Source organism: Paenibacillus sabuli (assembly GCF_014705605.1).
GTDB lineage: Bacteria > Bacillota > Bacilli > Paenibacillales > Paenibacillaceae > Paenibacillus_D > Paenibacillus_D sabuli.
Map to the genome: position 1 here is coordinate 25952 of NZ_JACXIZ010000039.1, position 13110 is coordinate 39061.

General features: G+C 58.5%; 13 protein-coding genes and 1 other RNA gene. All 14 read left to right on the plus strand.

What is annotated here, in order from left to right; genetic code table 11:
• Positions 1-63: 63 nt before the first annotated feature.
• The 14 genes from IDH44_RS20100 (at position 64) to IDH44_RS20165 (ending at position 12937) form a co-directional block, all read left to right on the plus strand.
• Complete coding sequence (locus IDH44_RS20100; protein ID WP_190920611.1) at positions 64-1245, plus strand: phosphoglycerate kinase; 1182 nt, start codon at positions 64-66, stop codon at positions 1243-1245.
• Between the two features lie 161 nt (positions 1246-1406).
• Entirely contained in the window at positions 1407-2159 is a 753-nt protein-coding gene (gene tpiA, locus IDH44_RS20105; RefSeq protein ID WP_190920612.1) for a triose-phosphate isomerase, read from the plus strand.
• A gap of 1 nt (position 2160) precedes the next feature.
• Complete coding sequence (gpmI, locus tag IDH44_RS20110; protein WP_190920613.1) at positions 2161-3696, plus strand: 2,3-bisphosphoglycerate-independent phosphoglycerate mutase; 1536 nt, start codon at positions 2161-2163, stop codon at positions 3694-3696.
• Between the two features lie 83 nt (positions 3697-3779).
• Entirely contained in the window at positions 3780-5075 is a 1296-nt protein-coding gene (eno, locus tag IDH44_RS20115) for a phosphopyruvate hydratase (RefSeq protein ID WP_190920614.1), read from the plus strand.
• 300 nt (positions 5076-5375) lie between these two features.
• Positions 5376-5612, plus strand: coding sequence for a preprotein translocase subunit SecG (gene secG / locus IDH44_RS20120; RefSeq protein ID WP_190920615.1), 237 nt, complete (start codon positions 5376-5378; stop codon positions 5610-5612).
• Positions 5613-5831: 219 nt separating this feature from the next.
• Positions 5832-8828 carry a ribonuclease R gene (rnr, locus tag IDH44_RS20125; RefSeq protein ID WP_223869870.1) on the plus strand — a complete coding sequence of 999 codons (2997 nt, stop codon included), beginning with the start codon at positions 5832-5834 and terminating at the stop codon, positions 8826-8828.
• Positions 8829-9039: 211 nt separating this feature from the next.
• Entirely contained in the window at positions 9040-9516 is a 477-nt protein-coding gene (smpB, locus tag IDH44_RS20130) for an SsrA-binding protein SmpB (RefSeq protein WP_190920616.1), read from the plus strand.
• A 301-nt stretch (positions 9517-9817) separates the two neighbouring features.
• Positions 9818-10219, plus strand: a transfer-messenger RNA (tmRNA) gene (ssrA, locus tag IDH44_RS20135).
• Positions 10220-10299: 80 nt separating this feature from the next.
• Positions 10300-10494, plus strand: a complete 195-nt coding sequence (locus IDH44_RS20140; protein WP_190920617.1) for a hypothetical protein — start codon at positions 10300-10302, stop codon at positions 10492-10494.
• The gene (locus tag IDH44_RS20145; protein WP_190920618.1) at positions 10491-11066 is read left to right on the plus strand and encodes a zeta toxin family protein; all 576 of its coding nucleotides are present in this window, start codon (positions 10491-10493) and stop codon (positions 11064-11066) included. The genes IDH44_RS20140 and IDH44_RS20145 overlap by 4 nt, the downstream gene beginning before the upstream one ends.
• Positions 11067-11274: 208 nt before the next feature.
• The gene (locus tag IDH44_RS20150) at positions 11275-11568 is read left to right on the plus strand and encodes an AbrB/MazE/SpoVT family DNA-binding domain-containing protein (protein ID WP_190920619.1); all 294 of its coding nucleotides are present in this window, start codon (positions 11275-11277) and stop codon (positions 11566-11568) included.
• A gap of 1 nt (position 11569) precedes the next feature.
• Entirely contained in the window at positions 11570-11962 is a 393-nt protein-coding gene (locus tag IDH44_RS20155; protein ID WP_190920620.1) for a type II toxin-antitoxin system death-on-curing family toxin, read from the plus strand.
• Between the two features lie 177 nt (positions 11963-12139).
• Positions 12140-12592 carry a Crp/Fnr family transcriptional regulator gene (locus tag IDH44_RS20160; protein WP_190920623.1) on the plus strand — a complete coding sequence of 151 codons (453 nt, stop codon included), beginning with the start codon at positions 12140-12142 and terminating at the stop codon, positions 12590-12592.
• A gap of 204 nt (positions 12593-12796) precedes the next feature.
• Positions 12797-12937 carry a transposase gene (locus tag IDH44_RS20165; protein ID WP_190920621.1) on the plus strand — a complete coding sequence of 47 codons (141 nt, stop codon included), beginning with the start codon at positions 12797-12799 and terminating at the stop codon, positions 12935-12937.
• The last annotated feature ends 173 nt before the right edge of the window (positions 12938-13110 follow it).

The following is a 13110-nucleotide window of genomic DNA, read 5'->3' on the forward strand; positions in this document are numbered from 1 at the left end:
TTGCATGCGAATCCGGGACGCGCTATGCTTAGATGAAATGAATGCGTACAGGAGGTCGGGACGATGAACAAAAAAAGTGTTCGCAACGTCGACGTGAGCGGCAAGCGCGTCTTTGTCCGCGTCGATTACAACGTACCGGTGCAAGACGGAATGATTACGGATGATACGCGTATTCGCGAGACGCTGCCGACGATTCGCTTCTTGCTGGAGCAGGGCGCGAAGGTGATCCTCGCCAGCCACATGGGACGGCCCAAAGGTCAGGTCGTGGAAGAGCTGCGTCTGACTACCGCCGCGGAACGGCTGTCCGAGCTGCTCGGACAGCCGGTGGCGAAGGCCGACGAGGCGATCGGCGACGCGGTCAAAGCGCAGGTCGCCCAGCTCGAGAGCGGCGACGTGCTCCTGCTGGAGAACGTGCGCTTCTACCCCGGCGAGGAGAACAACGATCCCGAGTTCGCGAAGGCGCTGGCCGAGCTGGCGGACGTCTACGTCAATGACGCGTTCGGCGCGGCGCATCGCGCGCACGCCTCGACGGAGGGCATCGCCCACCATCTGCCGGCCGTATCCGGTCTGCTGATGGAGAAGGAGCTCGACGTGCTCGGCAAGGCGCTGTCCGATCCGGAGCGCCCGTTCACGGCGATCGTCGGCGGCTCCAAGGTGAAGGACAAGATCGACGTCATCAACAAGATGATCGAGATCGCGGACAACGTCCTGATCGGCGGCGGCCTGTCGTATACCTTCTTCAAGGCGCAGGGCCATGAGATCGGCAAATCGCTGCTCGACGAGAGCAAGCTGGACCAATCGCTCGGCTTCATCGAGAAGGCGAAGGCGATGGGCAAGCAGTTCCTGCTGCCGGTCGATCTGATCGTCGCTGACGACTTCAGCGCGGAAGCCAATACGCGCGAGGTCGACGTGGACGGCATCCCTGCGGACTGGGAGGGCATCGACATCGGGCCGAAGACGCGTGCGATGTACGCCGACGTCATCAAAAATTCGAAGCTCGTCGTCTGGAACGGACCGATGGGCGTATTCGAAATTGACCAATTCGCGCAAGGCACGAAGGCTGTGGCGCAGGCGTGCGCCGAAACCGAAGGCTATACGATCATCGGCGGTGGCGACTCGGCAGCTGCCGCGGAGAAATTCGGCCTGGCCGGCGAGATGGACCATATCTCGACCGGCGGCGGCGCTTCCCTCGAGTTCATGGAAGGGAAAAAGCTGCCCGGCGTCGAAGCGCTTAACGACAAGTAAATCGATCGGCGCTCGTCCGCCCTCCCGGCGGCCGGGCGCTTCGGCGCGCCCGGATCTCTACGCTGAATCGGTTCGTACCCGAGCGGGAATGCCGGGCCGATCCAGGCTGGTCCATGCCGGTCGCGCCGTCACTTCTACTCGACGAAAGGACGTGTGTACCTGTGAGAACGCCAATTATTGCAGGCAACTGGAAAATGTTCAAGACCGCCGCGGAAGCGAACGCTTTCTTCGCGGAAGTGAAAGGCAAGGCCGAGGTGGAGGGCGTCGAGAGCGTCATCTGCGGGCCGTTCACCACGCTGCCGGCGCTGACGGAAGCGGCCAAGGGCACCGCAATTGCCATCGGCGCGCAAAATGTGCACTTCGCCGACAACGGCGCTTACACCGGCGAAATCAGCGGCGGCATGCTGCAGGAGCTGGGCGTGAGCTATGTCATCATCGGCCATTCCGAGCGCCGCGCCTACTTCGCGGAGACGGACGAGATCGTGAATCAGAAAGTCCACGCAGCCTTCCGCCATGAGCTGAAGCCGATCGTCTGCGTCGGCGAGCAGCTCGAGGAGCGCGAGGCAGGCAAGACGAAGGACATTTGCACGACCCAAACAACGGCGGCCTTCGCGGGCTTGTCGGCCGAGCAGGCGGCGCAGGTCGTCATCGCCTATGAGCCGATCTGGGCGATCGGCACCGGCAAGTCGTCGACCGCCGCCGATGCCGAGGACGTCATTGCTGCGATCCGCGAAGTCGTCGCCGGCCTGTACGACCAGGCGACGGCAGATGCGGTCCGCATCCAGTACGGCGGCAGCGTGAAGCCGGCGAATATCGCCGAGTACATGAGCCAGCCGAACATCGACGGCGCGCTCGTCGGCGGCGCCAGCCTGGAGCCGGCCTCGTACATCGCGCTGATCGAAGGGGCGAAGTAAGATGACTGCGCCGGTTGCGTTGATCATCATGGACGGCTTTGGCCTGCGCGGCGAGTCGCAGGGCAACGCCGTCGCTCAAGCCAATAAGCCGAATTACGACCGCTACATGGCCCAGTATCCGAACACGACGCTCACCGCTTGCGGCGAGGCGGTCGGTCTGCCGGAAGGCCAGATGGGCAACTCCGAGGTCGGCCATCTTAACATCGGCGCGGGGCGGATCGTCTATCAGGACCTGACGCGGATCTCCAAGTCGATTCGCGACGGCGAATTCTACGACAACGAAACGCTCATGGGCGCGATTCGCCACGTGCAGATGGTGCCCGGCCGCAAGCTGCATCTGTACGGTCTGCTCTCCGACGGCGGCGTGCACAGCCACATCGATCACCTGATGGCGCTGCTCGAGCTGGCCAAGAAGGAGAATGTGGCCGAAGTCTATATCCATGCCTTCCTCGACGGCCGCGACGTGGCGCCGGACAGCGCGCGTACGTATCTCAAGGCCGTGCAGGCCAAGATGGATCTGCTCGGCCTCGGCAAGTTCGCCACCGTCCAGGGCCGCTACTACGCCATGGACCGCGACAAGCGCTGGGAGCGTACGGAGAAGTCGTACCGCGCGATGGTGTACGGCGAAGGCCCGGCCTTCCAGGACCCGATCGAGGCGGTCACCGATTCCTACGAGAAGTCGGTGATGGACGAATTCGTGCTGCCGACGGTCATCGTCGGCGCGGATGGCCAGCCGGTCGGGCTGGTCGAGTCGGAGGATGCGGTCGTCTTCTTCAACTTCCGTCCGGATCGCGCGATTCAGCTGTCGCAGGTGTTCACGAGCGACGACTTCCACGGCTTCGAGCTGGGCGAGCGTCGGCCGAGGGACCTGTACTTCGTCTGCCTCACGCTGTTCAGCGAGACGGTCGGCGGCTTCGTCGCCTACAAGCCGAAGAATCTGGACAACACGCTCGGCGAGGTGCTCGTGCAGCAGGGCAAAAAGCAGCTGCGGATCGCCGAGACGGAGAAGTATCCGCATGTGACCTTCTTCTTCAGCGGCGGCCGCGACGTCGAGCTGCCGGGCGAGACGCGTGTCCTGATCAATTCGCCGAAGGTCGCCACCTACGATCTGCAGCCGGAGATGAGCGCCTATGAGGTCGCGGAGGCCGCCGTCAAGGAGATCGAGGCGGACAAGCATGACGCCATTATCCTCAACTTCGCCAACCCGGATATGGTCGGCCACTCCGGCATGCTGGAGCCGACGATCAAGGCGGTCGAGGTCACGGACGAATGCATGGGCCGCGTCGTCGAGGCGGTGCTGGCCAAGGGCGGCGTCTGCCTCATCACGGCCGATCACGGCAATGCGGACCTGGTGACGGACGAGCTCAATCGGCCGTTCACCGCCCACACGACGAATCCGGTCCCGCTCATCGTGACGGCGCCGAATGCGCAGCTGCGCGAGGGCGGCATCCTGGCCGATATCGCGCCGACGATCCTCGATCTGATGCAGCTGCCGCAGCCGGAGCAGATGACGGGCCAGACGCTGCTTCAGAAGTAACGAGCAAGCGAGCGCCATACATCGCAACGCTTCGCATATTTTACGATCTATATCTAACCCATACAAAAGGAGTGTTCCCATCCATGTCCATCATTACCGATGTCTACGCACGTGAAGTCCTCGACTCCCGCGGCAATCCGACGGTCGAGGTCGAAGTCAGCCTGGAATCCGGCGGCAAAGGCCGCGCCATCGTCCCGTCCGGCGCCTCGACCGGCGCTTATGAAGCAGTCGAGCTGCGCGACGGCGACAAAAGCCGCTACCTCGGCAAAGGCGTGTTGAAGGCTGTCGAGAACGTCAACACCATTATTGCCCCGGAAATTATCGGCCTCGACGCTGTCGATCAAGTGCAGATCGACAATAAAATGCTCGCGCTCGACGGCACGTCGAATAAAGGCAAGCTCGGCGCCAACGCCATCCTGGCGGTGTCGATGGCTGTCGCACGCGCAGCTGCGGACGCTCTGAGCATGCCGCTGTACACGTACCTGGGCGGATTCAATGCGAAGACGCTGCCTGTGCCGATGATGAATATCGTCAACGGCGGCGAGCATGCGGACAATAACATCGATGTGCAAGAGTTCATGGTGCTGCCGGTCGGTGCCGAGAGCTTCAAGGAAGCGCTGCGCATCGGCGCGGAGATCTTCCACAATCTGAAGGCGGTACTGAAGGAGAAGGGCCTGAACACCGCAGTCGGCGACGAAGGCGGCTTCGCGCCGAACCTGGGCTCCAACGAAGAAGCGATCACGACGATCATCGCCGCCATCGAGCGTGCGGGCTTCAAGCCGGGCGAGGATGTCTATCTCGGCATGGATGTCGCTTCGACGGAATTCTTCAAGGACGGCAAGTACCATCTGGAAGGAGAAGGGCGCTCGTTCACGTCCGCAGAATTCGTCGACTACCTGGCTTCGCTGGTCGACAAGTACCCGATCCTCACGATCGAGGACGGCTGCTCCGAGGACGACTGGGAAGGCTGGAAGCTGCTCACCGACAAGCTCGGCGGCAAAGTGCAGCTCGTCGGCGACGACCTGTTCGTCACCAACACGGCGCGTCTGTCGGACGGCATCAAGCAAGGTGTGGGCAACTCGATCCTCGTCAAGGTCAATCAGATCGGCAGCCTGACCGAGACGTTCGACGCGATCGAAATGGCGAAGCGAGCTGGCTACACCGCTGTCATCTCGCACCGCTCCGGCGAGAGCGAGGACAGCACGATTGCGGACATCGCAGTGGCAACTAATGCCGGTCAGATCAAAACCGGCGCGCCGTCGCGTACGGACCGCGTCGCGAAATACAACCAATTGCTGCGCATTGAGGACGAGCTCGGTTCGACGGCCATTTACGCCGGTCGCTCCGCGTTTTACAACCTGAGCGGCTTCAATAAGTAAGGCAGGCCGGTCGGCCATTTGCGCTCCACGGACGGCCCTGCGTACCACTCGGTGCGCGGGGCTTTTCTTATAAACGGTCTCTATATTCTCGGACTGTTCATGTGTCGCCACCAAAGGATGGCATTAGTTGTTTCGCCTTGTACATCGCCACGTACGCGCATTGAAGACTTCTCTTGTTGTTCACGTTGCTTTAGACAATAATGTTTGTCACTGACCAGAAGTTATGGTACACTACTCGTAGTGTGCATTCTATATGTGCGACGGAGATTACCGGCACTTTTGGTGCGGGAGGTGGAACGATTGGAAACGACGTTGAAGATCATTTTGGTCATTTTTTCACTGGGTCTGATTGCGGTGGTTTTGCTGCAGAAGGGCAAGAGCGCGGGATTGTCCGGGGCCATTTCGGGCGGTGCGGAGCATCTGTTCGGCAAGCAAAAGGCGCGCGGGCTGGATCTGTTTTTGCAGCGCCTGACGGTTGTGCTGGCGGTCGGCTTTTTCTTGCTTGCCTTGGCCGTGGCTTATTTCGTCGGCAACTGACGCGCAGCATCCGAAGCGGGGAGAGGTCCCCGCTTTTTTTATTGCCTGCAAATCGCTGCGCGCTGCCGTGGCCTTGGAAAAAGCGGACAAGCAGGCAGGCTGGCGCGGAATCTGTGCCAGGATTGCCGGTTCGCGGATTGAGATTCGCGATTTCGTGTATACTATAGTATATGTGTATCTATGAAACTACGATTTTGAACAGCAGGGGTGGGGAGCGCTATGGCAACGGAAGAGCAGGTGCTGGCTTTTATGCGGGAGACCGCCTACAAGCCGATGACGTACCAGGAGCTGGAGCAGCAATGGCAGATTGACGACGCGTCGAGGTTCAAGGCCTTCTTGCAATTGCTCAACGAGCTGGAGGAAGCGGGAAAGATCATCCGGACGCGCAATCAGCGCTACGGCGTACCGGAGCGGATGAACCTGCTGCGCGGCAGGCTGCAGGCCCATGCCAAAGGCTTCGCGTTCCTCATCCCCGACGATACGGATCATCCGGATGTCTACATTCATGCGAACGATCTGAAGACGGCCATGAACGGCGACACGGTGCTGGTACGGGTGACCTCGGAGTCCGGAGGCGGACGTCTCGAGGGCGAGGTGGCGCGCGTGGTGAATCGCGCGATCACGCAGGTCGTCGGTACGTTTGAGAATCATAATGTGTACGGCTTCGTCATTCCCGACGACAAGCGGATCAACCGCGACATCTTCATCCCCGAGGGCGACTACAAGGGCGCGGTGAGCGGACAGAAGGTCGTCGCCCGCATCGTCTCCTATCCGGAGGGCCGCGCTGCGGCGGAAGGGCAGATCGTCGAGGTGCTCGGGCACAAAAACGACCCTGGCGTCGACATTCTCTCGATCATCCGCAAGCATCAGCTGCCCGAGGGCTTCCCGGATGAGGTGATGGCCGAGGCGGAGGCGGTGCCGGACACGATCACCGAGGAGGAGATCGTGCGCCAGGGCCGCCGCGACCTGCGCGACAAGACGATCGTCACGATCGACGGCGCGGATGCCAAGGATCTCGATGACGCCGTCCATGTCGAGCGGCTGGACAACGGCAACTACGTGCTCGGCGTGCATATCGCCGATGTGAGCTACTATGTACGGGATCGCAGCGAGCTGGACCAGGAGGCGTACCGCCGCGGCTGCAGCGTCTATCTGGTGGACCGCGTCATTCCGATGCTGCCGCACCGGCTCTCCAACGGCATCTGCTCGCTCAATCCGCAGGTAGACCGGCTGACGATGTCCTGCGAGATGGAATTCGACGCCAAAACGCTCAAGCGCGTGCGGCACGACGTGTTCACGAGCGTCATTCGCACCAAGGAGCGGATGACCTATGCCGATGTGCGGACGCTGCTGACCGAGCGGGACGAGGAGCTGGAGGCACGCTATGCCGACCTGCTCGATCTGTTCAAGCTGATGGAGCAGCTGGCGATGAAGCTGCGGCGCAAGCGGATGAAGCGCGGCGCGATCGACTTCGACTTCCAGGAATCGAAGATTCTGGTGGACGAGGAAGGCAAGCCGTACGATATCGTCAAGCGCGAGCGCTCGGTGGCCGAGCAGATCATCGAGGAATTCATGCTGGCCGCCAACGAGACGGTGGCTGAGCATTTCCACTGGCTGCGTGTGCCGTTCCTGTACCGGGTGCATGAGAATCCGGATTCGGAGAAGCTGCTGCACTTCGTGCAGTTCGCCTCCAACTTCGGCTACAGCGTCAAGGGCAAGGGCAACGAGATCCATCCGCGCGCGCTGCAGACGCTGCTCGAGGACATCCGCGGCACCAAGGAGGAGACGGTGATCTCCACGGTCATGCTGCGCTCGATGAAGCAGGCCAAGTACGACGCGCAGAGTCTGGGCCACTTCGGCCTGGCGGCCGAATTCTACTCGCACTTCACCTCGCCGATCCGGCGCTATCCCGATCTGGTCATCCATCGCGTCATGCGCGAGGTGCTGGAGAGCGGCGGCGCGCTGCCGGCGGCGCGACAGGAGGCGCTGGAGGCGCGGATGCCGGATATTGCGCAGCATTCGTCCGAGCGCGAGCGCGTCGCGGTCGATGCCGAGCGCGATACCGACAAGCTCAAGAAGTGCGAGTACATGCTGGACAAGATCGGCGAGGAATTCGACGGCATCATCAGCAGTGTGACGAGCTTCGGCATCTTCATCGAGCTGGACAACACGGTCGAGGGCTTGATTCGATTGAGCGAGCTGTCGGACGATTATTACCACTTCCACGAGGATCAGATGATGCTGGTCGGCGAGCGCACGTCTAAGATGTTCCGCATTGGGGACGAGGCGAAGGTGCGCGTGGCGAATGTCAACATGGACGAGTACACCATCGACTTCGAGATGGTGGACATGAGGTCGCGCGGCAAGGGCTACTGGACGCCCGGCGGCGGCGCGGCAGGCCGCAAAGGTCGCGGCGCAGGCGGGCGGGGCCTGGCGGCGAGCCGCAAGCCCGGCCGTGCGGCACGTAAGGCGGATGCAGCAGAGCCCGGCGCGAGCGGCGAGGCAAGCGGCGCGGAGCAGGCTGCTGCAATTCCTGGCAGCGACAAGGCAGCGGCAGCCAAGAGCAAGAAGAAGTCGCGTCCCGGCAGGCGCGAACGCGAGCTGAAGAAGCAGCGGCGCGAGGACGGCGGAGCGGCGGCGGAGAATAGCAGGGCTGCTCGGTCCGACGCAGGCGCTTCGGAGCCGGCCGATCCTTGGGTGGGCAATGAGAGCGGCGACAAGGCCGCGTCGCGCCCTGCGGGCAAGAAGCGGACGCGCCGCAGCGAGGCCTCATCCGCTGAGCAAGATCAGCGGCAGCCAGAGCGACCGCAGGAACGTGCGGATGCCGACGACAAGGGGCCGGCCGCCGCGGCGCGTCGCGCAGCCGATGCACTGGAGGCTGCGCGTGCACGCGGCGAGAGCGGATCTGGCGCGGACAGTGCGGGCGGAAGCGGCAAGCGGACGCGGGTTCGCCGCGACATGTGGGGCCTGCCGGTCAGCGGCGCGTTCCGCTTCGACGGCGGCGAGGACGAGGAGGATCGTCCTCGCAATGCGCGACGCGGTTCGCCGCGCGGCGGCGGCGAGCGTGGCGGCTCGGCGCGGTCTGGTGCGGTGCGAGGGCCGCGCAGCTCCGGCGGCGGGCGTACCCGGCCGGGTAGCGGAGGCAGCAGCGCATCCGCCCGGTCGAAGACGGGCCCGTCGCGCAGTACTGCGGCGCGCGGCAAGAAGCGCAAGTAGCGCAAGCAGTTTGAGCGTGGATGGCGTGGGAGCCTCACGCAGCCGCACTTGGTATCCCGGAGTGCGGCTGTTTTGTTTGCAAGGGCTTTGCAGGCGCTAGACCAGCGTTTTGTCGCAGTTTGTTGCGCAGTACAGGCTCGATTTGCTACAATATAGGTCTAGCCTGCCGCTGTGCGGGGGAAGTAACGGCTGCTGCGAAGGAGTGAAGGTCGTGGCCAAAAAACAGACGCATGATCGTCCGCTCGCCCAGAACAAAAAGGCGTCGCATGATTATTTTATCGAAGATACGTACGAGGCGGGGCTCGTGCTGAGTGGGACGGAGATCAAGTCGATCCGGCAGGGACGGGCCAACATCAACGACGCCTTCGCCACCATTCGCAACGGCGAGATGTTCATTCACAATATGCACGTCAGTCCGTTCGAGCAGGGCAACCGGCACAATCCGTCCGATCCGACGCGGGCGCGCAAGCTGCTCTTGCACCGCTCGCAGATCCACAAGCTGCTCGGCCAGTCCAAGCAGGAGGGCTACGCGCTGGTGCCTCTCAAGATCTACGCGCGCAACGGCTATGCCAAGCTGCTAATCGGTCTGGGCAAAGGCAAAAAGCAATACGACAAGCGCGAGACCGCCGCCAAGCGCGACGCCCAGCGGGACATTCAGCGCGCGCTGCGCGAGAAGCAGAAGGTGTAGCGGGTAGCTGGGAAAAAAGCTATGGATAATAACGAGCTTCCAAGCTTCACGGAGTGACTGGCTTGCGGCGCGTGACCTCGCTCGGTATCGGACATTGGCATACGTGGCTGACACATCCATCGGTGCCAGCAATCCGGGGTGGAGACGCGGCGTGGATCGTGGTATACTAATTAGGCGGTAAGGAAAGCAAGGCAAGACTTATCGCAGCTGGGCAGCACGGCTCGAGCGTCGCAAGACGCGGTGACCGTCATATACCGGCGCCTTATGCGCGTATCGGCCATGGCCGGTATGACGCGATTACGGGGGCGTTTATGGATTCGACGGGGGTAGTTCGAGCATGGGTTGCGGGTAGTGGGGACGCGTCCGCTTCATCAACGCTAAAGCCAATTAACTGGCAAACAACAAACAAACTACGCAGTAGCAGCTTAATAACCTGCTCGCGTGCTCTCGCTCTGTATCGCCCATGTACCGGGATGAGGGCCCAACTTTAGTGGGATACGCTGTCTAGTCTCCGCCTGGGGCTAGCTGAAGAAGACAATCAGGCTGACCTGTAGAATAGCCGGTTACGGGGCGCTTCAGTATCGCTTTCGATGCTAGCATTGCTTCGCAATGCTTTCAGGTGACATCAAAACCGTGACTACACCCGTAGAAGCACATGTGCCGTTATCTTCGGACAGGGGTTCGACTCCCCTCGCCTCCATCTAAGACGAAAGCCATCAACCATCAGCATTTGGTTGGTGGCTTTTCCATAACTACTACTATAAGGTTGGAGAGTGGTATACCATGGTAGTTGATCGAATAAAACTTCAAGAAATCTTGAACAAAGCAAACTTGCATGTAAGGAAGCAAGCCAAAGCATCAGGTGCTTCTATTTATTATGTGGAGAATAATAAGCGTATCCGCGAGGACGCGGACGGTAATAAATATGAGATCATCTTTGATGCGCACGGTAAACGCCAGGAAGTAAAAATACCGTGAAGACTGCTTCTCCTACAATGACGGTTTTTGCTGGTACGAATGGGGCTGGAAAAAGTACCCTCAGTATGCAAATGAGAGAATGGATTGGTGAGTTAATAGATCCAGACCAAATTGCACGAGAGTTAAAGCCCGATAACCCAAGAGGGGCAGATCTTTCTGCAGGGCGGGAAGCTGTGAAACGAATCCGATCTCTGATAAAAGAAAAGCGACAATTTGCAATTGAGACTACATTATCGGGGACGTTTGTTTTGAAGCATATGCAAATTGCTAAAGAGGAAGGATATCAAATTGTTATCTATTATATCGGGCTATTAGATGTTCAAATGCATATAGACCGAGTCGCTTCTCGCGTTGAGCAAGGTGGACATTGGATTGCAGAGAGTGACATTCGTTATCGGTACGGGCAGTCTTTGCAAAACCTCAAGCCAGCACTAGCAATTGCAGATCGAGTTGTTCTTATTGATAATACGTATGAACCAATCATTATTGCGGAGATTATGCAAGATGAGATGGTGTATTGTGTAAAGTCGATTCCTACATGGTCAGAGATTATTCTTAGTGTTTATAGATAATTGAACTGACTCCAGAATACATGTAGCAATATTTGGACAGGGGTTCGACTCCCCTCGCCTCCACCATCATTAACCCGACCGCACGAGGTCGGGTTTTTGCTTTATCTACTATACGTAATATGATAAAATGTACGTACGTTATAAATGTTATAACTGTAATAAGGTATAACCATGCTGGCAGTAATCATACTATAGGAGGAGAATACAAATGGACGGTGTGATCAAAATGGAGAATGACAAACAAAAGGTGACTCGGCATTCCCGTAAAGTTGGCCGGATGGGCAACAGCTTGGGGGTCAGCTTGCCTAAGAGCCTTGCTGCCAAGCTAGGTGTGTCGCAAGGGGACGAGATTGAATTCATCGAAAATGAGCGAGGGGAGATTGTGATGCAAAAGGTTCGACACCATAAGCTGCCTGATCATGTTCGTCCCGAAGTTCTTGAAGCTTTTTTTGATGTATTTCAAGAAGATCAGGGGATTCTTGAGGATCTAAGGGATCGATAAGATGCCGATCTTTATCACCAGAGAAGAAGTTATAGCAGCGCACTACTACATGATGAAGACAATGAATGACGCAGATCAAGCGGGTGTCAAGGAGCATGGTCTGCTGGATTCTGCGATACATAGACCTCAGCAAAGTATATTTGGAGAGGATGCGTACCCCACTTTATTTGATAAAGCAGCTGCATTATTAGATTCACTAGTAAAAAACCATTGCTTTCACAATGGGAATAAACGGACCGCTTATCTTGCTACGAAGTCATTCTTGTTGCTGAATGGATTCCATCTCCAAATGGAGCGTAAATATGCCGTCGAGTTTATTGTCGATATTGCAAAAGGGTCACATCCCGTGGAGTCGATTGCCATAATCTTGAAAGAATATTCGAAAGAGAGGTGATGTTACGGGGAAAAGGCCCGGGCAGTGACCGGGAATACGTGGTGAGCAGGGAGATTGATCGGAGATGACGGTCGAGCAGATAAAAGTTGAGCTTATCTTACCCGCCTTCGGATCGCTCGTTGAGCTTCCGCCGGCGGAGCAGCATTTTTTTCAAACCCTGGTGGAAAGTCGAACCGTATCGACACCCAGCGGCATTTCGTACGCGCCGGGGAACCAACGGCCGACATCGGCTTCTGTGTGCAAGGCCTGTTCCGCCTGTACTATACGACGCCGGACGGCACCGAATACAACAAAAACTTTTGCGGGCAAAACGAATATGTGGCATCGTACAGCACGTTGTTGATGAAAAAGCCGGCGTACTTTTCCATTCAAGCGCTAATGGACAGCGAACTGCTCGTCGTTCGGTTCCAGGATTTCGAGGCTTTGTTCGACCGGCACCCTTGCTGGGAGAAGCTGGGACGCAAAATCTTCGAGCGGATGTTCATCAGCAAGGAAAAGCGCGAACGTGAGCTGCTCATGCTCTCCGCAGAAGAACGATACCGTCAATTCCTTGGGCAATATAAGCACTTGGAGAATCGGATTCCGCAGTATCATATTGCTGCTTCCTGGGCATTACCCTTGTCGCGTTGAGCCGAATTCGCCGCGGATTAACCTAGGTTAATGAGAATCTCCGTCCGTCCTTCTAGAATTAAGAGAGGAAGAGGGGAGATGGGGGAATGAAAGCGTCGGGACACACGGTGCTCATTACAGGAGGTGGATCGGTTACACTAAGTTGGACAGAAAAAATAAGGGCTTGTAGAATAGACCTGGAATGCTAAGGAGCGGATCTCTACAATGCCGAAACAAAAACGACGTACCTTTACCGCAGAATTTAAAAAGCAAATGGCGCAGCTTTATGAGAACGGGAAATCCCGAGCAGCGATTGTCGAGGAGTACGACCTCACAGCTTCTGCCTTAGTGTCCATTACAGAATAACCTGGTGCGATTGAAACCGTCTTTATCTCCTCACCATCCGCCAACGAACCTAACGGTTGCCACAGCGGCTATTGCACCCAAAAAAGCGCCGATTGAATTGTAACGGTTGCCACAGGTCTTATTTTCTTGAAATCCATCGAAAAAACGCAATTGAGGCCAAATAAGCGCTGTGG

What these genes read in the sequence shown, in the direction of transcription:
- IDH44_RS20100 (WP_190920611.1), top strand. Translation starts at nt 64, where the DNA reads ATGAACAAAAAAAGTGTTCGCAACGTCGACGTGAGCGGCAAGCGCGTC.
- gpmI (WP_190920613.1), top strand. Translation starts at nt 2,161, where the DNA reads ATGACTGCGCCGGTTGCGTTGATCATCATGGACGGCTTTGGCCTGCGC.
- eno (WP_190920614.1), top strand. Translation starts at nt 3,780, where the DNA reads ATGTCCATCATTACCGATGTCTACGCACGTGAAGTCCTCGACTCCCGC.
- rnr (WP_223869870.1), top strand. Translation starts at nt 5,832, where the DNA reads ATGGCAACGGAAGAGCAGGTGCTGGCTTTTATGCGGGAGACCGCCTAC.
- IDH44_RS20140 (WP_190920617.1), top strand. Translation starts at nt 10,300, where the DNA reads ATGGTAGTTGATCGAATAAAACTTCAAGAAATCTTGAACAAAGCAAAC.
- IDH44_RS20150 (WP_190920619.1), top strand. Translation starts at nt 11,275, where the DNA reads ATGGACGGTGTGATCAAAATGGAGAATGACAAACAAAAGGTGACTCGG.
- IDH44_RS20155 (WP_190920620.1), top strand. Translation starts at nt 11,570, where the DNA reads ATGCCGATCTTTATCACCAGAGAAGAAGTTATAGCAGCGCACTACTAC.
- IDH44_RS20165 (WP_190920621.1), top strand. Translation starts at nt 12,797, where the DNA reads ATGCCGAAACAAAAACGACGTACCTTTACCGCAGAATTTAAAAAGCAA.